At 72.2% G+C, this 22,916-nt stretch carries 19 protein-coding genes; 5 read left to right on the top strand and 14 right to left on the bottom strand.

Annotated elements, in window-relative coordinates; genetic code table 11:
- Window positions 1–31 precede the first annotated feature (31 nt).
- From ABII15_RS29520 to ABII15_RS29510, 3 genes are all read right to left on the bottom strand, one after another.
- Window positions 32–1,150: a hypothetical protein gene (locus ABII15_RS29520; protein WP_353945295.1), complete on the bottom strand. Its 1,119-nt coding sequence runs from the start codon at window positions 1,148–1,150 to the stop codon at window positions 32–34.
- Between the two features lie 172 nt (window positions 1,151–1,322).
- Window positions 1,323–2,048 (bottom strand): isochorismatase family protein, encoded by a 726-nt coding sequence (locus ABII15_RS29515; protein ID WP_353945294.1) that lies wholly within the window; start codon window positions 2,046–2,048, stop codon window positions 1,323–1,325.
- Window positions 2,048–2,632 (bottom strand): isochorismatase family protein, encoded by a 585-nt coding sequence (locus tag ABII15_RS29510; RefSeq protein WP_353945293.1) that lies wholly within the window; start codon window positions 2,630–2,632, stop codon window positions 2,048–2,050. The genes ABII15_RS29515 and ABII15_RS29510 overlap by 1 nt, the downstream gene beginning before the upstream one ends.
- 142 nt (window positions 2,633–2,774) lie before the next feature.
- Between ABII15_RS29510 and ABII15_RS29505 the strand changes: the two genes are divergently transcribed.
- A complete protein-coding gene (locus tag ABII15_RS29505; RefSeq protein WP_353945292.1) occupies window positions 2,775–3,773 on the top strand; it encodes a helix-turn-helix domain-containing protein in 999 nt (332 codons plus the stop codon).
- A 20-nt stretch (window positions 3,774–3,793) separates the two neighbouring features.
- Here the strand turns inward: ABII15_RS29505 and ABII15_RS29500 are convergent, their stop codons facing one another.
- Both ABII15_RS29500 and ABII15_RS29495 read right to left on the bottom strand, forming a co-directional pair.
- The gene (locus tag ABII15_RS29500) at window positions 3,794–4,198 is read right to left on the bottom strand and encodes a RidA family protein (RefSeq protein ID WP_353945291.1); all 405 of its coding nucleotides are present in this window, start codon (window positions 4,196–4,198) and stop codon (window positions 3,794–3,796) included.
- A complete protein-coding gene (locus tag ABII15_RS29495; protein WP_353945290.1) occupies window positions 4,198–5,355 on the bottom strand; it encodes an acyl-CoA dehydrogenase family protein in 1,158 nt (385 codons plus the stop codon). The genes ABII15_RS29500 and ABII15_RS29495 overlap by 1 nt, the downstream gene beginning before the upstream one ends.
- An 82-nt stretch (window positions 5,356–5,437) precedes the next feature.
- Here ABII15_RS29495 and ABII15_RS29490 point away from each other — a divergent pair, with 82 nt between their 5' ends.
- Both ABII15_RS29490 and ABII15_RS29485 read left to right on the top strand, forming a co-directional pair.
- Window positions 5,438–7,117 (top strand): AMP-binding protein, encoded by a 1,680-nt coding sequence (locus ABII15_RS29490; RefSeq protein ID WP_353945289.1) that lies wholly within the window; start codon window positions 5,438–5,440, stop codon window positions 7,115–7,117.
- A 4-nt stretch (window positions 7,118–7,121) separates the two neighbouring features.
- Window positions 7,122–7,931, top strand: a complete 810-nt coding sequence (locus ABII15_RS29485; RefSeq protein WP_353945288.1) for a PaaX family transcriptional regulator C-terminal domain-containing protein — start codon at window positions 7,122–7,124, stop codon at window positions 7,929–7,931.
- A gap of 41 nt (window positions 7,932–7,972) precedes the next feature.
- Here the strand turns inward: ABII15_RS29485 and ABII15_RS29480 are convergent, their stop codons facing one another.
- The 3 genes from ABII15_RS29480 to ABII15_RS29470 form a co-directional block, all read right to left on the bottom strand.
- The gene (locus tag ABII15_RS29480; RefSeq protein ID WP_353945287.1) at window positions 7,973–9,202 is read right to left on the bottom strand and encodes a serine hydrolase domain-containing protein; all 1,230 of its coding nucleotides are present in this window, start codon (window positions 9,200–9,202) and stop codon (window positions 7,973–7,975) included.
- Window positions 9,203–9,393: 191 nt separating this feature from the next.
- Window positions 9,394–11,676, bottom strand: coding sequence for a bifunctional salicylyl-CoA 5-hydroxylase/oxidoreductase (locus ABII15_RS29475; protein WP_353947242.1), 2,283 nt, complete (start codon window positions 11,674–11,676; stop codon window positions 9,394–9,396).
- A 5-nt stretch (window positions 11,677–11,681) separates the two neighbouring features.
- Window positions 11,682–12,512, bottom strand: coding sequence for an enoyl-CoA hydratase family protein (locus ABII15_RS29470; RefSeq protein ID WP_353945286.1), 831 nt, complete (start codon window positions 12,510–12,512; stop codon window positions 11,682–11,684).
- A gap of 304 nt (window positions 12,513–12,816) precedes the next feature.
- Here ABII15_RS29470 and ABII15_RS29465 point away from each other — a divergent pair, with 304 nt between their 5' ends.
- Window positions 12,817–13,272 carry an ATP-binding protein gene (locus tag ABII15_RS29465; RefSeq protein WP_353945285.1) on the top strand — a complete coding sequence of 152 codons (456 nt, stop codon included), beginning with the start codon at window positions 12,817–12,819 and terminating at the stop codon, window positions 13,270–13,272.
- Here ABII15_RS29465 and ABII15_RS29460 read toward each other — a convergent pair.
- The 3 genes from ABII15_RS29460 to ABII15_RS29450 all read right to left on the bottom strand — a co-directional run bounded on the left by ABII15_RS29460 (window position 13,226) and on the right by ABII15_RS29450 (window position 16,465).
- On the bottom strand, window positions 13,226–14,653 hold the full coding sequence (locus ABII15_RS29460) for an amino acid permease (RefSeq protein WP_353945284.1): 1,428 nt from the start codon (window positions 14,651–14,653) through the stop codon (window positions 13,226–13,228). The two genes, ABII15_RS29465 and ABII15_RS29460, sit on opposite strands and share 47 nt — an antisense overlap.
- A gap of 118 nt (window positions 14,654–14,771) precedes the next feature.
- Complete coding sequence (gene argF, locus ABII15_RS29455) at window positions 14,772–15,788, bottom strand: ornithine carbamoyltransferase (protein ID WP_353945283.1); 1,017 nt, start codon at window positions 15,786–15,788, stop codon at window positions 14,772–14,774.
- Window positions 15,789–15,949: 161 nt separating this feature from the next.
- Window positions 15,950–16,465, bottom strand: a complete 516-nt coding sequence (locus ABII15_RS29450; protein WP_353945282.1) for a nucleoside deaminase — start codon at window positions 16,463–16,465, stop codon at window positions 15,950–15,952.
- Window positions 16,466–16,615: 150 nt separating this feature from the next.
- Here ABII15_RS29450 and cynR point away from each other — a divergent pair, with 150 nt between their 5' ends.
- Complete coding sequence (gene cynR, locus ABII15_RS29445; protein ID WP_353945281.1) at window positions 16,616–17,521, top strand: transcriptional regulator CynR; 906 nt, start codon at window positions 16,616–16,618, stop codon at window positions 17,519–17,521.
- Window positions 17,522–17,539: 18 nt separating this feature from the next.
- Here the strand turns inward: cynR and ABII15_RS29440 are convergent, their stop codons facing one another.
- The 3 genes from ABII15_RS29440 to ABII15_RS29430 form a co-directional block, all read right to left on the bottom strand.
- Window positions 17,540–18,772 (bottom strand): arginine deiminase, encoded by a 1,233-nt coding sequence (locus ABII15_RS29440; protein WP_353945280.1) that lies wholly within the window; start codon window positions 18,770–18,772, stop codon window positions 17,540–17,542.
- Window positions 18,773–18,891: 119 nt separating this feature from the next.
- Window positions 18,892–21,447: a polynucleotide kinase-phosphatase gene (locus ABII15_RS29435; protein ID WP_353945279.1), complete on the bottom strand. Its 2,556-nt coding sequence runs from the start codon at window positions 21,445–21,447 to the stop codon at window positions 18,892–18,894.
- Window positions 21,444–22,898, bottom strand: a complete 1,455-nt coding sequence (locus tag ABII15_RS29430) for a 3' terminal RNA ribose 2'-O-methyltransferase Hen1 (protein ID WP_353945278.1) — start codon at window positions 22,896–22,898, stop codon at window positions 21,444–21,446. Before ABII15_RS29430 ends, ABII15_RS29435 begins: the two co-directional genes overlap by 4 nt.
- Between the last annotated feature and the right edge of the window lie 18 nt (window positions 22,899–22,916).

The following is a 22,916-nucleotide window of genomic DNA, read 5'->3' as shown; positions in this document are numbered from 1 at the left end:
CCTCCGGGAGGAGCCGCCGCGGCGCGTTCGGCTACTTGCGGACCGGGCACACCCCCGGGGTGGCGACCGTGTTGTAGAGCGGTGCGGCCTGCGCCGTCACGTTGTTGCTGCCGAGCTGCTTGAGGATCTCGTCGGAGAGCAGGTCCTGCTGGCCCTTGAGGGCGTCGGCGACCACGGTGTCCTTGGGGAAGACCATCTCCGCGGCGATGTTGTCCTGCACGATGCGGGCGAGGTTGTCGAGCGCGGTGAAGATCGGGTCCGCCGGCGGCTCCAGGCCGGGCAGGTCGATCAGGTGGGTGGCGACCTTCGCCGCGTTCATGCAGTCCTTGATGATGATGGTGTTCTGGTTGAGGACGCTGGTGGTCCACTGCGAGATCACCACGCAGTACAGGTCCGCCCACGCCGTCTCGCCGACCTTGGCGCGCCAGGTCTTCATGATGTCCTGCACGCCCTTGATCTGGGCCTGCGAGGCGTGCTCCATGTTGGTGCGGATGGCCGGGTAGACGCTGCCGGAGAACTGCTCGAACGACGCCATGTCGAAGTGCTTGGCGGCGACGGAGGTCTTGATGAAGGCGAGGGCGCCGTCGAGGATCGTCGCGCAGGACGTCTGGAGCGCGGCCGGGAGTCCGGCGGCGGGCAGGTTCGTCCGGGCGGTGGAGAGCTTGGCCGCGTAGGCCTTCAGGGGCTCGATCCACGCCGTGGACGCGTCGTCGTTGTAGGCGACCATCACGAGGTCGTGCGGGTCGATGCGATCGGCGTTCGGCAGGTTGGGGATCTTGTCGGCGAGGTAGGAGGCGATGACCGAGAAGATGCCGAGCGGGGTGTGGGCGATGGACTTCGCCAGCTCGAAGGTCTGCGAGACGGGGTTGACGGACTCCTGCCCGTCCTGGGTCACGAGGGTGAACCGGCCGCCCTTGGCGTCGTTCTGGACGACGACCACCGGGGAGAGGTGCTTGATCAACTCGGCTTTTAGGGTGGCGTAGTTGGCGCGCATGCCCGCGTTCACCGCGAACATCGACTCGCGCGCCTGCGTCTGGGTGACCGCCGTCGCGGTCACGGTGTCCGCGGCGCTCGGGGTCGCCGAGTAGCCGAGCAGGGCCGCCGTACCGACACCGGTGGCGCCACCTATAAAGCCTCTGCGCGTAGCCATCTTCGTTTTCTCCATAGGGATGTCGAGAGCTGTCGATCGGTCATGGGGGGAACCTTCGGTTGGGGGGATGGGGGGATTGGGGGGATGGGGGGGTGAGGGGGGTTGGGGGGCGCAGAGATGAGCAGGGAAAGGGCCGCGGCCCCTTCCCTGCCGAACGTGCTTGAGCCGTGGGCTACTTGAGGTCGCGCTGCTTGGGCACGACGACGCCGAAGCGGTCCTGGATCGTGGCGAGTGCCGCCTCGTGGACCTGCTGGGCGGGGATGCCCCGCGGATTGCCGTTGACGGGCAGCGGGCGCGTCGCGGAGGCGTCGCCGATCACGGTCGGGCGGTAGCCGTTGTAGACGGCGCCCTCGGTGGTGAACAGGGTGCACATGTGGGTCATGAAGCCGGCGATGATGACGTTCTTGCGGCCGGTCCTCTTGAGCACCGCGTCGAGGTTCGTGTCGTGGAAGCCGTTGGGGACGGCCTTCTCGACGACGGTCTCGCCCTTGGCCGGCTTGAGCGCCGGGATGATCTGGCCCGCCTTCGACTTCAGGTCGTAGCCCTTCTCCACGATGTGGACGACGGGCGTGTGCGCCTTGCGGGCCCGCTCCAGGAGGGTCTTGGTGTTCTTGACCGCCTCGCGCCAGCCGGTGAGCTCCATCGTGCCGCCGGTGTACACGTTCTGGTAGTCGACGAGGACGAGCGTGGCGTCGGACAGCTTCGCCGGCGTCTCGTCCAGCTTCATCAGCTGCCGCAGCGTCGTCGTGTCCTTCGCGTAGTTCTTCTCGTGCCCCTTCTCGCGGCTCGCGGCGGCGTCGGTGCGGGTGGCGGCCTCGGAGCTGCCGCCGCAGGCCGTCAGGGTGGCCGCGAGCACGGCGGCGGCGCCCAGCGCGGCGGCCGAACGGACCAGCTTCATCAGACGATCTCCTTCTGCGTGGGAACCACGACCCCGTACAGGTCGGCGATGGTGGCGAGGGCGCTGTAGTGCACCTGGCAGGCGTCGAGGTCGGTGCCCGCGACCGGGAGCGAGCGGGTCGCGGTGGCCTCGGCGACGACGGTGGGGCGGTTGCCGTTGAGGAACGCGCCCTGGGCGGTGAACGCCACGCACATGTGGGTCATCCAGCCCGCGATGACGACGTCCTGGCCCTCCTTGAGGTGCGTGTCGAGGTCGGTGCCGACGAACGCGTTCGGGGCCTGCTTCACGACGACCGCCTCGCCGTCGACGGGCGCGACCTTGGGGTGGATCTGGCCGATCTCCGCCCGGATGTCGTACGGGGTGCCCTCGCCGCCGTCGTTGATGACGTGCACGACCTTGGTGCCTGCCTCGCGGGCCCGGGCCAGCAGCTGCGCGGCGGCGTCGAGGGACTTCTCCCAGCCGTCGAGTTCCATGACGCCCTGGGTGTAGGTGTTCTGGAAGTCGATCAGGATCAGCGTCGAGTCGGCCAGCTTCGCGGGCGCCTGGTCGAGGCCGTTCAGCTCGCGCAGCGTGGTTCGGGACATGGGTGTACCGCCTTCGGAAGAACGTGGGAGAGACCGGCCCGCGGTGTTCGTCCGGGCCGTGTCCACCACGCTATGACCCGGCTGTGACGTCGGCAATGACGTCTAACATGCAGATACCGACATGCGGCGTACGGGAGGAACTGTGGCGGACACGGCCGGGCGACTGATCGTCATCGTGCTCTTCGAGGGGGCCGACCTGCTCGATGTCACGGGCCCTCCGGAGGTGTTCTCGCTCGCCCTGCGCGAGACGGACGCGGCCGCGGGGTACGAGGTGGTGCTCGCCGCCGAGACCCTGGATCCGGTCAGGACCGGCGCGGGCGTGCGCGTCCTGCCGGACCGCACCTTCGCCGACGTCGCGGCCGGGGCGATCGACACGCTGATCGTGCCCGGTGCGGTGGAGCTCGACGCGGAGCACCGGGCGCGGCCGCTCGTCGATCCCGCCCTGGTCGAGTGGGTGAAGGTGCTCGCCGCGCGGACGCACCGGATCACCTCGGTGTGCGTGGGCGCGCACCTGCTCGCGGCGGCGGGTCTGCTCGACGGCAAGCGGGCCACCACCCACTGGTCGACGGCGGCCCAACTGGCCGCCGATCACCCGGAGGTGGAGGTCGACGCCGACCCGATCTTCATCCGCGAGGACAATGTGTGGACGGGCGCCGGGATCAGCGCCTGCCTCGACCTCTCCCTCGCGCTGATCGCCGACGACCTCGGCGAGGCGGTCGCCCTGCGCGTCGCCCGCCAGCTCGTCATGTACCTCAAACGCCCCAGCGGGCAGAGCCAGTTCAGCGTGCCGCTGGAGCAGGTCTCCACGACACGGCGCATCGAGGATCTGCGCCACCACATCCTGCGCCGTGTCGCCGAGCCGCTGACGGTCTCCGACCTGGCCGCGTACGCGCATGTCAGCGACCGGCATCTGACCCGGCTCTTCAAGACGGAGCTGGGCACGACCCCGCACGCGTACATCGAGTCGGTGCGGGTGGAGAAGGCCCGGCACGAGCTGGAGTCGTCGGACGCCACGCTCGAACGGGTCGCGGCCGTCTGCGGGTTCGGGACGGTGGACACGCTCGTACGGGCGTTCAGACGGCGGCTGAGCACGACACCGACCGAGTACCGGCGGCGATTCCGGGTGCCGCAGGCTCCCTGACGCGCCCGCGCGGCGACGGGTCAGGGCAGGACCGCGGTGCCGTCCAGTTCGACCAGGGCCTCCTCGTCCCAGAGCCGGGTCACCCCGATCACCGCCATCGCGGGATAGTCGCGGCCCGCCAACCGCTGCCAGATGGCGCCGAGTTCACGGGCGTGCGCCCGGTAGTCGGCCACGTCCGTCGCGTACACGGTGACGCGGGCCAGGTCGGACGGGGCGCCGCCCGCGTGGCGCAGCGCGGTGAGGAGGTTGGTGAGGGCGCGGGTGAACTGGGCGGGCAGGTCCTCCCCCACGATCTTGCCGTCGGTGTCCAGGGCCGTCTGCCCGGCGAGCAGCACGAGGCGGCGGCCCGAGGCGACGACGGCGTGCGAGAAGCCGGTGGGCGGGGAGAGCTCGGGCGGGTTCACCCGGTTCGGCTCGCGGCTCATCAGGGGGCCTCCTTGTACAGCTCGCGGGCGATGACGGCACGCTGGACCTCCGAGGCGCCCTCGTAGATCCGGGGCGCGCGCACCTCCCGGTACAGGTGTTCCAGGAGGTGGCCGCGGCGCAGGGCCCGCGCCCCGTGGAGCTGGACCGCCGTGTCGACGACGTGCTGGGCCGTCTCGGTGGCGAGGAGTTTGGCCATCGCGGCCCGGCGCGGCACGCCGTCGGCGCCCTCGTCGTACGCGGATGCCGCCGCGTACACCATCAGGCGGGCGGACTCGACGCGCAGCGCCATGTCGGCGACCTGGTGGGCCACGGTCTGGAGGTCCTTCAGCGGGCCGCCGAACGCCTCGCGGCGGGCCGTGTGCGCGAGCGTCGCGTCGAGCGCGGCCTGCGCCATGCCGACGGCGAACGCGCCGACGCTGGGCCGGAAGAGGTTGAGGGTGTTCATGGCGACGCGGAAGCCGCCGCCCGGCTCGCCGAGCACGTCGTCGGCGGTGACCGGAACGGCGGCGAAGGTGAGGGTGCCGATGGGGTGCGGGGAGAGCATGTCGAGCGGGGTGCCGCTCAGGCCGGGGCGGTCGGCCGGCACCAGGAAGGCGGTGACGCCTGCGGCCCGGGTCCCGGGGCCTCCGGTGCGGGCGAAGACGGTGTAGAAGTCGGCTTCCGGGGCGTTCGAGATCCAGGTCTTCTCGCCGTCGAGGAACCAGCTCCGTGCGTCGTGCCGTAACTCGTCGCGCGGTTCTCCGCGCCCCTGAGGGACCGCCCTGAGCTCCAGGGCCGCCGCGTCGGAGCCCGCGCCCGGCTCGCTCAGGGCGAAGGCCGCCACCGCCCGGCCCGTCCGGACCTCGGGGAGCCAGCGCGCACGCTGGGCCTCGGTGCCGTACGCGTGCACGGGATGCGCGCCGAGCCCTTGCAGCGCCAGGGCCGTCTCCGCCTCCGTGGACACCTGGGCCAGCGACTCGCGCATCAGGCAGAGATCGAGCGCGCCGGAGGTGAACAGGCGGTCCAGGAGGCCGAGCCGGCCGAGTTCGGCGACGAGCGGGCGGTTAATCCGGCCCGGTTCGCCCTTCTCCGCGAGGGGCGCCAGGTGCCGCCGGGCGAGGTCGCGCAGCTCCGCGCGCCGGGCCTGCTGACCGGGGTCGAGCGAGAAGTTGCCCATGCATCCACCGTATCGCGCACCGTTGACTGTCGTCACCATCACGCTACGGTGGGACCACGCGACGGCAAGGGGGCATCCGGCCATGACCCACCCGCCCGGCTCACTTCTCCCCTCGGGGCACGTCGACACCTTCGCGCGCGACCATCTGCCGCCCGCCGAGGCGTGGCCCGGCCTCCTCCTCGACCGTCCCGAGCTGCGCTACCCCGACACCCTGAACTGCGGTGCCGAACTCCTCGACGCGACCGTGGAACGGTTCGGCGCGGACCGCCCCGCCTTCCACTGTCCCGGGCAACCCATCTGGAACTACGGCGAGTTGAAGGCCACCGTCGACCGCATCGCGCACGTCCTGACCGACGATCTGGGCCTCGTCCCCGGCAACCGCGTCCTGCTGCGCGGCCCCACCACCCCGCACCTCGCGGCCTGCTGGCTCGCCGTGATGAAGGCGGGCGGTGTCGCCGTGACGGTGCTCGCCCAGGCGCGGGCGGGCGAGCTGGCCACGATGTGCGACATCGCGCGGGTCCGGCACGCGCTGTGCGACGCGCGGTCCCTCGACGACCTCGTGAAGGCGGAGGTTCCCGGCCTGCGGATCGTCCCGTTCGGCGGGGACGGCCCGGACGACCTGCTGCGCCGCGCCGCGACGAAACCACCCGCGTACGAGGCCGTGCGCACCTCCGCCGACGATGTCGCGCTGATCGCCTTCACCTCGGGCACGACCGGCCGCCCGAAGGGGTGCATGCACTTCCACCGGGACGTCCTCGCGATCGCCGACACCTTCTCCCGGCACGTCCTGCGGCCCACCCCGGAGGACGTCTTCGCGGGCAGCCCGCCGCTCGGCTTCACCTTCGGGCTCGGCGGGCTCGTGATCTTCCCGCTGCGCGCCGGAGCCTCCACGCTGCTGCTCGAACAGGCGGGCCCGGCACGGCTGTTGGCGGCGGTCGCCGAGCACCGGGTGTCGGTTCTGTTCACCGCGCCGACGGCCTACCGGGCGATGCTCGCGGATCCGGCCCGGTCCTCGTACGACCTCACCTCGCTGCGGCGCTGCGTCTCCGCCGGGGAGAATCTGCCCGCCGCCACCTGGCACGCCTGGCACGAGGCGACGGGGCTGCGCGTCATCAACGGCATCGGCGCCACCGAACTCCTGCACATCTTCATCTCGGCCGCCGACGGGGCCGTCCGCCCCGGGACGACCGGAGTGCCGGTGCCGGGCTGGCAGGCGCGCGTGGTCGACGAGACGGGCAGCGGCCTGCCGGACGGGGAACCGGGACTGCTCGCCGTGCGCGGGCCCGTCGGCTGCCGTTATCTCGCCGACCCGCGGCAGAGCGAGTACGTGCGGCACGGGTGGAACATCACGGGCGACACGTACGTGCGCGAGCCCGACGGCTACTTCCGGTACGTGGCCCGCGCCGACGACATGATCATTTCCGCCGGGTACAACATCGCGGGCCCCGAGGTCGAGGACGCGCTGCTGCGCCACCCCGACGTGGCGGAGGCCGCCGTCGTGGGGCGGCCCGACGCCTCGCGGGGACAGATCGCCGTCGCGTACGTGGTGCTGCGCGCCGGTGCGCGCGGGGACGATCGAGGCGCCGCCGCGCTCAGGGAGTTCGTGAAGGCGGAGCTGGCGCCGTACAAGTGCCCGCGCGAGGTGGTGTTTCTGGACGCGCTGCCGCGCACGGCCACCGGGAAGCTCCAGCGTTTCCGGCTGCGCGCGCCCGGACCGGCGCAGGGCGAGCCCGGTGACGCGGAGCCCGGAACCGTACAGTGATCGCGTGTCCGAGCAGACTCCGCATACGCCCCGGTCGTTGATCGTCACCCTGTACGGCGCCCACGGGCGCGGCTTCCCCGGGCCGGTGCCGGTCGCCGAGCTGATCCGGCTGCTCGGCGCGGCCGGGGTCGACGCGCCGTCGGTGCGCTCGGCGGTCTCGCGCCTGAAGCGGCGCGGGCTGCTGCTGCCCGCGCACACGGCCGCCGGAGCCGCCGGGTACGCCCTGTCGGACGACGCCCGCCAGCTCCTCGACGACGGCGACCGCCGGGTCTACGGGGACACCGCGGACGGGTCAGGCTGGGTGCTCGCCGTGTTCTCCGTCCCGGAGTCCGAGCGCGCCAGGCGGCACGTCCTGCGCTCCACGCTGGCCGGGCTCGGCTTCGGCACCGCGGCGCCCGGCGTGTGGCTCGCGCCCGCCGGGCTGTACGCGGAGGCCCGGCACACGCTGGAGCGGGCGGGCTGCGCCGGGTACGTGGACCTGTTCGCCGGCGAGCACCTGGGTTTCACGGCGACGGCCGAGGCGGTGGCCCGCTGGTGGGACCTGCCGGCCCTGGCCGCGCTGCACGAGGCGTTCCTCGCCGAGCACGAGCCGGTGCTGCGGGCCTGGGAGGCGCGCGAGGACACCCCGCCGACGGCGGCCTACCGGGACCATCTGCTCGCCCTCGACTCCTGGCGGCACCTGCCGTACGCGGACCCGGGCCTGCCGCCCGAGCTGCTGCCCGCGCGGTGGCCGGGGCTGCGCTCGGCGGCGGTGTTCCGGGCGCTGCACGAGCGGCTGCACCCCGCCGCGACCCGGTTCGTGAACGCCTCCTGAGCGGACGGGTGCGGGGGCGGGTCCGCGCAGGTCACCCGGTGTCAGTCGTCGAGGGCCTGGTACAGCGTGGTCCAGAAGTCGTGCATCAGGTGGATCGAGTACGGCGCGGACGCGCCGACCTGGGTGAGGAGGATGCCGACGATCCCGTTGACCGGGTCGGCGTAGGTCGAGGTGCCGCTGCCGCCGTCCCAGCCGAACTGGCCGACGGGCGCGTAGTCGCCGCGGTAGGTGCGCACCGCCATGCCGAGGCCCCAGCCGCCGTGCTGGCCCTGGCCGAAGGAGATGTGCACGTTGTTGAGGGCCAGCTCCTGGCGTGCGGCCTGCTGTTCGGGGGTGAGCCGGTTCGTCGTCATGAGTTCGACGGCGGGCCGGGACAGGATCCGCTCCCCCTCGTGGACGCCGCCGTTGAGCAGCATCTTGAAGTAGGCGTGGTAGTCGTCGGCCGTGGAGTTCAGTCCACCGCCACCGCCCTGGAACGCCGGCGGCGTGCTGTGGCGGCCGGTCGCGGCCTCGTCCCACACGTGGAACTCGCCGCTCGCCGGGTCGGGCGCGTACAGCGGGGGCAGCCGGTGCAGCTGGTCCGCCGGGACGTGGAACCCGGTGTCCTTCATGCCCAGCGGCTCGAAGATCCGCTCGCGCAGGAACGATTCGTAGGACTGGCCCGTGACGCGGGAGACGAGCACACCGGTCAGGTCGCTGGCGATCTGGTACTGCCAGCGCTCGCCGGGCTGGTACATCAGCGGAAGGGCGCCCAGGCGGCGCATCCACTCGTCCTGCTCGGGCATCGGCTCGGGCAGATTGGGGGTGATCCCCTGCTCGAAGACGGCGTTCATGACCGGAGTGCCGATCACCGTCATATCCATGCCGAGGCCGAACGTCGAGGTCAGCACGTCCCGCACGGTGATCGGGCGGCGGGCCGGCACGGTGTCGTCGAGCGGGCTGTCGATGCTCCGCAGCACCTGGCGGTCGGCGAGCTCGGGCAGCCACTGCTCGACCGGGTCGTCGAGACGGAGCCGGCACTCGTCGAGCAGGACCATCGCCGCCGAGACCGACACCGGCTTGGACGTCGAGGCCATCCGGAAGAGGGTGTCCCGGCGCAGCGGGTCACCGCCGTCGTGGCGCATCGTCCCGATCGCCTCGACGTGCGTCTCGTCCCCGCGGCTGAACAGGGCGACGACGCCCGGGATCCGGCCCGTGTCGACGCTCCGCGCCAGCACGTCGTGCACCTTCCGCAGTCCCGCCTTGGAGAAACCGCCGCTGCTCTGTCCCATCACGTAACTCCCCCCGCGCCGCCACCGGCGCCCGTGCACATGGTCAGGATTCGCCGAACGCCCGAAAGGTACATTGCGTTCACGGAGTCGTCAACGATCGATTCCGTCAATGCGCCCTAGGTAAAGAGGTGTTAAGGAGGCGTCATTGCAATGAGGTGGGGTGAACGGTCCTCTTGCCCACCCCGTCGGCGTCAACTCGGCAGGACCAGACGGGGTTTGGGAGTGTCGAGGCGGCCGGTCCGCGGCGGTCGGCTGCCCGCGCGGTACGGGTCGGGCCAGCCGGCGCCGGGTCCCGTGTAGCCCTGCTCGGCCGCCGCGTGCAGGGTCCAGTGCGGGTCGTACAGGTGCGGGCGGGCCAGTGCGCACAGGTCCGTACGCCCCGCCAGGACGAGGGAGTTGACGTCGTCCCAGGAGGAGATGGAGCCGACGGAGATCACGGGGACACCGGTCTCGCCGCGGATCCGGTCGGCGTACGGCACCTGGTAGGAGCGCCCGTACGCCGGACGCTCGTCGGCGACGACCTGACCGGTGGAGACGTCGATCGCGGCGGCGCCGTGCGCGGCGAAGGCGCGGGCGAGGACGACGGCGTCCTCGGCGGTCGTGCCGCCCTCGGCCCAGTCCGTCGCGGAGATCCGTACGGTCATGGGCCGGTCGCCGGGCCACACCTCGCGCACCGTGTCGAAGACCTCCAGGGGGAACCTCAGGCGCGCCTCCAGGGATCCGCCGTAGGCGTCCGCGCGCCGGTTCGTCAGCGGGGACAGGAAGCCGGACAGCAAGTAGCCGTGCGCGCAGTGCAGTTCGAGGAGGTCGAAGTCCGCGCGGGCGGCCCGCCGCGCGGCGGCCACGAACTGCTCGCGGATCTCCCCGAGTCGCGCGGCCGTCAGCTCCGCCGGGGTCTGGCTTCCCGGCTTGTACGGGATCGGGGACGCCGCCACCAGGGGCCAGTTGTCCGCCGGATCGGGCAGCGGTTCGTCGATGCCCTCCCACATCAGGCGGGTCGAGCCCTTGCGGCCGGAGTGGCCGAGCTGGACGCCGATCGCGGCGCCGGGCGCCCGGGTGTGCACGAACTCGGTGATCCGCCGCCAGGCCGCGCCCTGTTCGTCGGTGTAGAGACCGGCGCAGCCCGGGGTGATGCGGCCCTCGGGGCTGACGCAGACCATCTCCGTCATGATCAGGCCCGCCCCGCCGAGCGCCCGCGCGCCGAGGTGGACCAGGTGGAAGTCGCCGGGCACGCCGTCCACGGCCGCGTACATGTCCATCGGGGAGACCACGACGCGGTTGCGCAGCCGCAGTCCGCCCAGCCGGAACGGCGTGAACATCGGCGGGGTGCCCTCGGGGCAGCCGAACTCCTTCTCCACCGACTCGGTGAAGCGGGCGTCGCGCAGCCGCAGATTGTCGTGGGTGACCCGGCGGCTGCGGGTGAGCAGGTTGAACGCGAACTGCCGCGGGGGCTGGTCCAGATAGCGCGGCAGGTCCTCGAACCACGTCAGGCTGGCCAGCGCGGCACGCTGGGTGGAGGCGACGACGGGCCGCCGCTCGGCCTCGTACGCCCGCAGCGCGGCGTCCGTGGCGGGGTGCTCCTCCAGGCACGCGGCGAGGGCGAGGGCGTCCTCGACGGCGAGTTTGGTGCCGGAGCCGATGGAGAAGTGCGCGGTGTGGGCGGCGTCGCCGATGAGGACGCAGTTGCCGTGCGACCAGCGGTCGTTGACGACGGTGCGGAAGGTGAGCCAGGAGGAGTCGTTGGACTTCAGGGCGCGTCCGCCGAGCGCGTCGCCGAAGATCTTCGCGCAGGCCGCGACGGACTCCCGTACGTCGAGGTCGGCGAGGCCGGAGGCCCGCCACACCTCGTCCCGCATCTCGACGATGACCGTGGACTCGCTGTCGCTGTAGGGGTAGCCGTGCAGCTGCATCACGCCGTGCCGGGTCTCCGCGATCTCGAAGCGGAACGCGCCGAGGGCGACGTCGGCGGCGAGCCAGATGTAGCGGTTGCGGTGCTCCTCGATGTGCGGTCCGAAGGCGTCGGCGCAGGCCGTGCGGGTCGCGCTGCGCACCCCGTCGGCGGCGACCACCAGGTCGTACTCCGCGCGCAGCCGGTCCAGGGGCGGGGCCTTGGTGCGGAAGCGCAGGTCGACGCCGAGCCGGCGACAGCGGTCCTGGAGGATCTCCAGGAGGCGGCGCCTGCCGAGCGCGGCGAAGCCGTGGCCGCCGGAGGTGTGCCGCACGCCCCGGTGCACGATGTCGATGTCGTCCCAGCGCACGAACTCGTCCCGCAGGGCCGCGTACACGACCGGGTCGGCGTGCTCGATGCCGCCGAGGGTCTCGTCGGACAGGACGACGCCGAAGCCGAAGGTGTCGTGCGGGGCGTTGCGCTCCCAGAGCGTGATCTCGCGGTCCGGGCCGAGGCGCTTGAGCAGCGCGGCCGCGTACAGTCCGCCGGGCCCGCCGCCGATGACGGCGATCCGCCGCGGGCGCACCGCGGTCACCGCCCCTGCCACCGGGGCGGCCGCTTCCCGGTGAAGGCCGCGTGGAACTCGGCGTAGTCCTCGCCGTTCATCAGCAGCGCCTGGGTGGCGGCGTCCAGCTCGACCGCGGCGGCGAGCGGCATGTCCAGCTCGGCGGTGAGCAGCGCCTTGGTCTGGGCGTGCGCGAGGGCGGGGCCGTCGGCGAGCCGGCGGGCGAGGGCGAGCGCCGCCGCGTCGGCCCGGCCCTCGTCGGTCAGCTCGCTGATGAGGCCGATCCGCTCGGCCTCCGGCGCGCGCACCGCGTCGCCGAGCATCAGCAGCCGGGTGGCGTGGCCGAGGCCGACGACGCGGGGCAGCAGATAGGCGGCGCCCATGTCGCCGCCGGACAGTCCGACCCGGGTGAACAGGAACGCGAAGCGGGCGCTGGGGTCGGCGACCCGGAAGTCGGCGGCGAGCGCGAGCACCGCGCCGGCGCCCGCGGCGACCCCGTGCACGGCGGCGATCACCGGGAACGGCGCCTCGCGCACGGCCCGCACCACCTGCCCCGTCATCCGGTTGAAGTCGAGCAGCTGGGCGGTGTCCATGGCGAGGGTGGCGCCGATGATCTCGTCGACGTCGCCGCCGGAGCAGAAGCCGCGGCCCGCGCCGGTCAGGACCAGGGCGCGGACCGCCCGCTCGCGGGACAGCTCGGCGAGCAGGTCGCGCAGATCGGCGTAGGCGCCGAAGGTGAGCGCGTTGAGCTTCTCGGGCCGGGCGAGGGTGACGGTGGCGACGCCGCGGGTGTCCACCGTGTACGTGAGGTGGTGCCAGGTCTCGGTGCGGGGGGCGGAGCCGGTGAAGGGACTCATGCGCGTGCGGCCTCCTGCGGGCAGGCGTGCTCCGACGGCTGTTCCTCGAAGGTATCACCGCTTTGTGACTGTCGTCAGCAGAACGCGATACGCGGATAAGGGCGCCGCGAGGCCGGGAAGCGGGAGACGGAATAAGGAACAGTTCAGCTCATAGAGCCCAATGTCCCGAGGAAGACCACCGGGAGCCTCTATCGACGCACGCCGTACCATTCATAAGGTTGAACGCAGGACGGCCACCCCATGCCGCTCCCCCCTGGCACCCGTCCCGCCCGAACCGTTCCCACCCGCCCCCTCAGGACCCGCTTTGACTCCTCCCCCCGGGCCCTCCACGCCCACGTCGTGGCGCATAGCCCTGCCGCACACGGCCGCCGCCGTGCCGGTGGCACGCGCCCTCGTCCGTACCGCGCTGACCGAGATCGACTCGCCGGCCGCCGACATGGACACCGCGGAGCTGCTCACGGCCGAGCTGGTGGCGAACGCCGTGGAGCACACCGCGGGCGACGCCCCCATCGAGCTGGTGGTGGAGCTGCTGGAGACCGGCTGCCAGGTCGAGGTGCACGACGCGGACCCGGCGCCGCCCGCGGACCTCACCAACCCGGACGACGCCGAGGAGCCCGACCCGTGGCAGGAGCACGGGCGCGGCCTGCTGCTGATCCGCACCCTGTCCTCCTCGTGCGGACACCGCCCGACCGAGTCCGGCAAGGCGGTGTGGTTCACGCTCCCCGCGCTGCCTCGGCAGCGGCCCCCGTCCGAGGTGTAGCGCCGAGCCGCGAGTTCTTCCGCCCGTAGACGCCGTAGACGAGCACGCCGACGGCGAGGAACACCGCGAACTGCACCCAGGTCGTCCAGCCCGTGCCCCAGATCAGGTAGAGGCAGAAGGCGACGCCCAGGACCGGGCTGAGCGGGTACAGCGGCACCCGGAACGAGCGCTTCAGGCCGGGGTGCGAGCGGCGCAGGGCGACGACCGAGACATTGACGGCGACCATGATGGCGAGCGTGCCGATGGTCGTCAGGTTCACCACGGCGTCCAGCGACGAGAAGGCGGCCGGGACCGCGAAGACGACCGCGACGATCCAGGTGCCCCGCACCGGCGTCGACGTCTTGGGCGAGACCCGCTCGAAGACGCGCGGGATGAGCCCGTCGCGGGACATCGACATCAGGATCCGGGTCTGCCCGTACATCACCGCGAGCACGACGGACGCGATGGCGACGACCGCGCCGAAGGCGATGATCCCGCCGCCGACGGTGGAGTGCGTGACGTCGTCGACGACGAGGGAGAGCGCGGCCGGCTTGTCCCCGACGGCGTCCGCGCCGAGCGCGCCGATGGCGGCGACGGCGACCGCGCAGTACAGCAGTGTGACGACGCCGATGCAGATCATGATCGCGATCGGGATGTTGCGCCGGGGGTCGCGCACTTCCTCGCCGGCGGTGGTGATCGCGTCGAAGCCGATGTACGAGAAGAAGGCGAGCGAGGCGCCCGAGGTGACGCCGCCGACGCCGTTCGCGAGGAACGGCGTCAGGTTGTGGTCCTGGAACGCGGTGAAGGCGATGGCGCAGAACGCGACCAGGATGCCGATCTTCAGGACGGCCATCGCGGTGGTGGCCCGCGCGCTCTCCCGGACGCCGCGCACCAGCAGCGTCGCGGCCATCAGCAGGACGACGACGGCGGGCAGGTTGACGACGCCGCCGTCGGACGGTCCCGCGGACAGCGCGGCGGGCAGCTGCCATCCGAAGAGGCTGTCGAGGAGTTCGTTGAGGTACTGGCTCCAGCCGACGGCGACGGCCGACACCGAGACGCCGTACTCCAGGAGCAGACACCAGCCGACGAGGAACGCGACGCGCTCGCCGAGGGTCGCGTAGGCGAACGAGTACGAGGATCCGGAGACCGGGATCGCGCCGCCCAGCTCGGCGAAGGAGAACGCCGTGAAGACGCAGGTGATGCCCGCCAGCACGAAGGAGACGAGCACGGCCGGGCCGGCCTCGGCGACCGTGTCGGACAGACCGACGAAGATGCCGGTCCCGACGATCGCGCCGACCCCGAAGCACACGAGCTGGAAGAGCCCCATGGTGCGCTTGAGGCCGTGGCCTTCGAGATCGGCGCCCGATTCGGCGATGAGGGACTCGGGCGACTTGACGCGCATGGGGTGGTGCTCTTTTCCGGTGGTGCGGGTGCGGCGGGGTGTGCCGCGTGCCGATGGGGCCGGAGAGGGTGGTCCGGCCCCATCAGTGTGAACGGTGGTGGGAGATGTGCCCTGTCGGTTACGGGCGGCCGAGCGTGGCGACCATGACGGCCTTGATGGTGTGCATCCGGTTCTCGGCCTCGTCGAAGACGAGGGAGTGCGCCGACTCGAAGACCTCGTCGGTGACCTCCAGGGACTCCAGGTCGTACTTGGCGTGGATCTCACGGCCGACCTTGGTGCCCAGGTCGTGGAAGGCGGGCAGGCAGTGCAGGAACTTCACGTCCGCGTTGCCCGTCGCGCGCAGCACGTCCATGGTGACGGCGTACGGCGTGAGCGCCTTGATCCGCTCGTCCCAGACCTCCTCGGGCTCGCCCATGGAGACCCAGACGTCGGTGACGACGAAGTCGGCGCCCGCGACGCCGTCCGCGACGGACTCGGTGAGCGTGATGCGTGCCCCGCTCGTCTCGGCGAGCTTCTCCGCCCGCGCGACGATCTCCGCGGCGGGCCAGTAGGCCTTGGGCGCGACGATCCGTACGTCCATGCCGAGCAGGGCGCCGGTGACGAGGTAGGAGTTGCCCATGTTGAAGCGGGCGTCGCCGAGGTAGGAGAAGACGATCTCGTTCAGCGGCTTGTCGCTGTGCTCGGTCATCGTCAGCACGTCGGCGAGCATCTGGGTGGGGTGCCAGTCGTCGGTCAGACCGTTGTAGACCGGCACGCCGGAGAACTCGGCGAGCGTCTCGACGGTCGCCTGCTCGTCCCCGCGGAACTCGATGGCGTCGAACATCCGGCCGAGGACGCGCGCGGTGTCCTTGCTCGACTCCTTCTTCCCGATGTGCGAACCGGCCGGGTCGATGTACGTCGTCGAGGCGCCCTGGTCGGCGGCCGCGACCTCGAACGAGCAGCGGGTCCGGGTCGACGACTTCTCGAAGATCAGCGCGATGTTCCGGCCCTTGAGGTACTGCGTCTCACTGCCCGCCTTCTTGGCGGCCTTCAGCTCGGCGGCCAGCTCGACGAGCCCGCGGAACTCCTCCGCGCTGAAGTCCACCTCCTTCAGGAAGTGGCGGCCTGCGAGGTCGGGGCGGGCGGTCGTCGCCATGGGGCGCTCCTGAGTAGGGCTCGGGGACAGGGAAGGGAAGGGAACAACGGGACGGTGGAAGTCTATACGATGTTCCACATTTATATTCAGCCCCGGAGGCCGCCGGCCTCCGATCCGTCGGCCTCCGATCCGTCGGCCTCCGATCCGCCGTCCCCGATCCGTCAGCCCTGCGCGGCGCCGTCGCTCACCGGGGCGCCGGGCACCCGGCGGTCGCCGCCGTTGCGGTCCTGCCACAGCCGGTAGACGTCGACGGCGTTCTCGCGCGGCTCGTGCCGCATCGGCAGCCGGCGCTCCTGCCACGGCTTGGCGAACTCGTCGTAGAACGTGCTCAGCTCGAAGTACTTGCGGTCGTCCACGTAGTGCGGCTCGTACGCGTCCCGGGTCGTGACGAAGACGACCTCGTCCGGGGAGCAGTAGTAGAGCGCGCCGAGACACATCGGGCACGGCTGAGCCAGGACGTAGATCGTGGCGCCGGTCAGGTGCTCGGTGCCGAGCCGCACGCACGCGTCACGGACGGCCAGCACCTCGGCGTGGGCGGTCGGGTCGTGGGTCTGGGCGACCTGGTTGGCGCGCTCCGCGATGATCTCGCCGTCCTTGACGACGACGGTGGCGAAGGGGCGTCCGCCGTCGAGGACGTTGGCGCGGGCCAGGTCGATGGTGCGCTGGACGAAGTCCATGGGGTACCTCCGGTCGGTGGCCTTCGGCCGCCGTGCGGGCGGCCTCTGTCGGACTGCTACCCAGCGTGGGTGATCTGCCCCTATAGCGTCCAAGATGCATTACCCATGCCACTTATTGATGACATCTATACCCGGCGCTAGGCTCGCCGTATGGCCCCTGTCGAACTACGGCACCTGCGCTATCTCCTGGCCGTCGTCGAGCACGGCACGTTCACCCGGGCCGCCGAGGCGCTGCACATCTCCCAGCCGACCCTGTCGCAGCAGGTCCGCGCGCTGGAGCGGGCCGTGGGACAGCCGCTGCTCGACCGGTCCGGACGCACCGTGCGGCCCACCGACGCGGGCGAGGTCTACGCCGATCACGCGCGCCGGGCGCTGCGCGAGCTCGCCGCCGCCGACTCGGCCCTGCGCGATGTGCAGGATCTCTCGCGCGGGCGGCTGCGGCTCGCGGTGACGCCCACCTTCACGGCCTATCTCGTCGGACCGCTCCTGGCCGCCCTGCACGCCCGGCATCCCGGGCTCGACCTGACCGTCCGGGAGGCGACGCAGGAGCACATCGGGGAGGAACTGATCGCCGACGGGCTGGACGCGGGCATCGGTTTCACCGGCGCCGAGGTGCCCGGTGTCACCGCCGAGCCGCTGTTCGTCGAGACGCTCGGCGTGGTCGCGGGCGCCGGGGCCGGTGCGGCGCCGCTGCCGGTGGCCGAGCTGGACGGGCGGGACCTCGCGCTGCTCGCCGGCGACTTCGCGACCCGCGCCCGGATCGACGCCTATTTCACCGAGCAGGGGGTGGCGCCCCGGGTCGTCGTCGAGGCCGACTCGGCGCTGGCGCTCCTGGAGATCGTGCGGGGCGGGGCGCTGGCCACCGTGCTGCCGGACGCCGTCACCCTGGACCGGCCCGGGCTGTCCCAGGTGCCGCTGAGCCCGCCGCTCCCGCACCGCACGGCGGCGCTGCTGACCCGCTCGGGCGGCCACCGCTCGGCGGCCCTGCGGGCGTTCACGGCACTGCTGCGCGCGCAGGTGACGGAACGCGGACTGCCGCCCGCCCCGCCCGCCTGAGCCCCGGTCCGGGCCGCCTCAGCCGGAGGTCACCGGGTCGCGCTCCACCGGGCAGCTCATGCAGCGCGGGCCGCCCCGGCCCCGGCCCAGCTCGCTGCCCGGGATCTCGATGACCTCGATGCCCTGCTTGCGCAGGAAGGTGTTCGTCGTCGCGTTCCGCTCGTAGGCGACGACGACGCCGGGCTCGACCGCCAGCACGTTGCACCCGTCGTCCCACTGCTCGCGCTCGGCGGCGTGCACGTCCTGCGTGGCGGTCAGGACCCGGATGCCGCTCAGGCCCAGGGCCGCCGCGATGGCCCGGTGCATGTGCTCCGGCGGATGGTCGGTGACCTTCAACTCCCGCGCCGAGGTGCCCGGTTCGATGGTGTACGAGCGGAGCATGCCGAGGCCCGCGTACTGCGTGAACGTGTCCCCGTCCACCATCGTCATCACCGTGTCCAGGTGCATGAAGGCCCGCCGCTTGGGCATGTCGAGCGCGACGATGGTGCGGGCCGAGCCCGCGGCGAACAGCTTGTGCGCGAGCATCTCGACGGCCTGCGGGGTGGTCCGCTCGCTCATCCCGATGAGGACGGCGCCCTCGCCGATGACGAGCACGTCGCCGCCCTCGATGGTGGACGGGTAGTCGGCCTGGCCCTCGGACCAGACGTGGAATCTCTCGTCGCGGAACAGCGGATGGTGCCGGTAGATCGCCTCGAAGTGCACCGTCTCGCGCTGCCGGGCCGGCCAGCGCATCGCGTTCACCGAGACCCCGTCGTAGATCCAGGCCGAGGTGTCGCGGGTGAAGAGGTGGTTGGGCAGCGGCGCGAGCAGGAAGTCGTCGAGGTCCATGACATGGAAGCGGACGGACGTCGGCTCCTGGTGCCGGGCCAGGAACTCACGCTTCGTCATGCCGCCGATCAGCGCCTCGGCCAGTTCGTGCGAGGGCAGTGTCTCGAAGGCCGCCCGCAGGTGGTCGGTGGCGAGCGGGCCGTACTCCTTCTCGTCGAAGACCCGGTCCAGGACGCGGGTACGGGCTTCGTTCTCGGCCAGTGCCTCGGTGAGCAGGTCGCCGAAGAGGTGCACCGTGACACCTCGGTCGCGCAGCACGTCGGCGAAACCGTCGTGTTCCTGGCGTGCCCTGCGCACCCAGAGCACGTCGTCGAAGAGCAACTGGTCCTTGTTGCTGGGCGTGAGCCGTTTCAGCTCCAGGTCGGGCCGGTGCAGAATCACGCGGCGCAGCCGCCCGGTCTCGGAGTCGACGTGAAATCCCATGGGGCCATCCTTCCCCCGGGGGCCCCACCATGCCCTCAGGGTTTCACCGGGTACGCGCTCGGCGGGGCCGCGACCAGCCCCCACCGGGGCCGCGGACGGAGAACGAGCGCGACCGGAGGTCAGAGGCGGGGGTCGACCGGCTCCGACTCGAGAGACAGGACCGCGAAAACGGCCTCGTGCACCCGCCACAGCGGCTCCCCGTCGGCCAACCGCTCCAGCCCCTCCACCCCCAGCGCGAACTCCCGCACCGCAAGCGACCGCTTGTGCCCGAGGAACCGCTGCCGCAGCTTGGCCAGGTTCTCCGGGCGCGTGTACTCCGGACCGTAGATGATCCGCAGGTTCTCGCGGCCCCGGCACTTGATCCCGGGCTGCACCAGCCGCCCCTTGCCGTCACGCACCAGCGCCCCGACCGGCTTGACGACCATGCCCTCGCCGCCGCGCCCGGTCATCTCCAGCCACCAGTCGACACCGGCCCGCACCGACTCCGGGTCCCCGGTGTCGACGTAGAGCCGTCGGGTCGTCCGCAGCAGCCCGCTCGTGTCGTGCTCGACCATCCGGTCGACGAGCGCGAGCTGCTCGTCGTGCGGCAGCCCGGCGAGGGACCGGCCGCGCACGGCGAGGACCTGGAACGGTGCGAGCCGCACCCCCTCCAGCCCGTCGGTGCTCCAGCAGTAGCGCCGGTAGGCATCCGTGAACGCGGCGGCGTCGGCCGCCCGCTTCCGCTGCCGGTCGAGGAGACCGCCCACGTCGACCCCGCGCCCGGCGGCGGCCTCCAGCGCTCCCGGCACACCCGGGAACACGGCCCCGGCGGCCGCGCCCACCGCCGCGTACTGCGAGCGGAGCAGCCCGGACGCCTTCAGCGACCACGGCATCAACTCGGCGTCGAGCAGCACCCAGTCGGTGTCGAGCGCGTCCCAGAGTCCGGCCGCCGTGACGGCGTCCCGCACCCGCCCGAGCACCGCCTCCGTCATCTCGGCGCTGTCGAAGAACGGCCGTCCGGTACGGGTGTAGAGCGCGCCCGTCACCGCCCCGTCCCCCTCAGCGACACCGAACCTCTCGTGCGCCACCGCCGCGTCCCGGCAGACCAGGACCACGGCCCGCGAGCCCATGTGCTTCTCCTCGCACACGACCCGGGCCACGCCGTCGGCCGCGTACTGGGCGAAGGCCTCGGCGGGGTGCTCCAGGTAGCCCTCGACGTCCGACGTCGCCGTCGGCGCCATGGTCGGCGGCAGGTACGGCACGAGCCGCGGGTCGACCGCGAAGCGGCTCATGACCTCCAGCGCCGCCGCCGCGTTCTCCTCGCGGACCGTGATCCGGCCGCCGTGCCGGGTCTCCACGGTCCGGCGTCCCTGGACGTCGGCGAGGTCCAGCGGCCGGCCCTCGTGTCCGCCGGGCGCCTCGGTGGCCAGCGGCCTGGCCGGCTCGTACCAGACCTGCTCGGCAGGTACGTCGACCAGCTCGCGCTCCGGCCAGCGCAGCGCGGTGAGGCGGCCGCCGAAGACGGCGCCGGTGTCGAGGCAGATGGTGTTGTTGAGCCAGGTCGCGGTCGGCACCGGGGTGTGGCCGTAGACGACCGCGGCCTTGCCGCGGTAGTCCTCGGCCCACGGGTAGCGCACGGGCAGCCCGAACTCGTCGGTCTCGCCCGTCGTGTCCCCGTACAGCGCGTGCGAGCGCACCCGGCCCGAGGTCCGCCCGTGGTACTTCTCGGGCAGGCCCGCGTGGCACACGACCAGCCTGCCGCCGTCGAGGACGTAGTGACTGACGAGTCCGCGCACGAACTCCCGCACCTCGGCCCGGAACTCCTCGCTCTCCCCGCCCAGCTGCTCGACGGTCTCGGCGAGACCGTGGGTGTGCTGGACCTGCGCGCCCTTGAGCCAGCGGCCCAGCTTGTTCTCGTGGTTGCCCGGCACGCACAGCGCGGTGCCGGCCTTCACCATGCCCATCACCCGGCGCAGCACGCCGGGGGTGTCGGGCCCGCGGTCGACGAGGTCGCCGACGAACACCGCGGTGCGGCCCTCCGGGTGCGCCCCGTCGGCGTACCCGAGCTTGCCGAGCAGCGTCTCCAGCTCGCCGGCACAGCCGTGGATGTCGCCGATGATGTCGAACGGGCCGGTGAGGTGGGTCAGGTCGTTGAACCGCTTCTCGCGCACGACGCCCGCCCGCGCCACCTCGTCCGCGCCCCGCAGGACGTGCACCTTCCGGAAGCCCTCGCGCTCCAAGTGCCGCAGCGAACGGCGCAGTTCACGAGTGTGCCGGGTGATGACGCGGCGCGGCATGTCGGCCCGGTCGGTCCGCTGCGCGTTGCGCGCGGCGCACACGTCCTCCGGCACGTCGAGCACGATGGCGATCGGCAGCACGTCGTACTTCCGTGCCAGGTCGATGAGCTGGCGGCGCGCGTCCTGCTGCACGTTCGTCGCGTCGACCACCGTCAGGCGGCCGGCCTCCAGGCGCTTGCCCGCGATGTAGTGCAGCACGTCGAAGGCGTCACGGCTGGCGCTCTGGTCGTTCTCGTCGTCGGCGACCAGGCCGCGGCAGAAGTCGCTGGAGATGACCTCGGTCGGCTTGAAGTGGGCCCGCGCGAACGTGGACTTGCCCGAACCCGACGCGCCGACCAGGACGACCAGGGAGAGGTCGGTGACGGGCAGCACCCGTCCTGCGTTCTCGCTGTCGGTCATGCCGCCGCCTCCTTCTCCGCTGTCTCTCGTACCGTGAAAACCGCCATCTGGGTGGGCGGACCCACCTCGGGGTCGTCGGACCCCACCGCCACGTACCGCACGTCGTATCCGTGCCGCTCCGCCACGCGCTCCGCCCAGGTGCGGAACTCCTCGCGCGTCCACTCGAACCGGTGGTCACCGTGCCGGACGTGCCCGGCGGGCAGGGTCTCCCAGCGGACGTTGTACTCGACGTTCGGCGTCGTCACCAGGACGGTCCGGGGGTGCGCGGAGCCGAACACCGCGTACTCCAGGGCGGGCAGCCGCGGCAGGTCGAGGTGCTCGATCACCTCGCTGAGCACCGCCGCGTCGTACCCCTTGAGCCGCTTGTCGGTGTAGGCGAGCGAGCCCTGGACCAGCCGCACGCGCGAGGCCTGCCGCTCCCCCATGCGCTCCAGCCTGAGCCGGCGCGCGGCGATGGTGAGGGCGCGCACGGACACGTCGAGCCCCACGATCTCGGTGAACCGCACGTCCTTCAGCAGCTCCTGCACCAACTGGCCCTGACCGCAGCCCAGATCGAGCACCCGGGCCGCGCCGGAGGCGCGCAGCGCGTCGAGGATCGCCTCGCGGCGCAGCACCGCGAGCGGCACCGGCTTCTCCTCGGTGTCGGTCGTCTCGTCCACGGCGTTGTCGATCTCGTCGACGTCCGTGTCGTCGGCGTCCGCGAGCCGCACCAGTTCGAGCCGCCGCATCGCCTCGCGGGTCAGCGACCAGCGCCGCGACAGATACCGGCTGGTGATCAGGCGCTGCTCGGGGTGGCCGGCCAGCCAGCCCTCCCCCGCGCGCAGCAGCTTGTCGACCTCGTCGGCCGAGACCCAGTAGTGCTTGGCGTCGTCGAGCACCGGCAGCAGCACATAGAGGTGCCGCAGCGCCTGCGCGAGCCGCAGCTCTCCTTCGAGGACGAGGCGCACGTACCGCGACTCGCCCCACTCGGGGAACCGCTCGTCGAGCCCGATGCGCTCCGCCTCGACGGTCCACCCGAGCGGCTCGAACAGCTTCCGTACGAGGTCGGGGCCGCCGCGGGCGGGCAGTGCGGGCACCTCGACGCGCAGCGGCAACGGCTCCTCGGCCCGCTCGGGGCGCGCCTTGCACACCCCGCGCAGCGCGCTGGAGAACACCGAGCTGAGCGCCACGGCGAGCAGTGACGAGGCGGCGTACGGCCGGTCGTTCACATACTGCGCGAGTGCCGCGTCGGCGGTGCTGTTCTTCTTGCCGCGCCGCACCAGCGCCACCGGATCCACCTCGAGCAGCAGCGCGGCCGTGCACCGCTCCGCGCTCGCCTCGGGGTAGAGGACGTGCGCGGTGCCGTAGGAGGTGGAGAACGCCTGGGCGTTGTCGGGATGCTTGTGCAGCAGGAACCCGAGGTCGGTCGCGGGGCGTTCAGGGGTGCCGGTGGTGGTGATCGTCAGGAACACGCCACTCAGTCTCCCCGT

This window comes from Streptomyces sp. HUAS MG91, assembly GCF_040529335.1.
Taxonomy (GTDB): Bacteria; Actinomycetota; Actinomycetes; order Streptomycetales; family Streptomycetaceae; genus Streptomyces; species Streptomyces tabacisoli.
The sequence above is the reverse complement of the archived record's forward strand: the minus strand, read 5'-3'. Positions and strand labels throughout refer to the sequence as shown.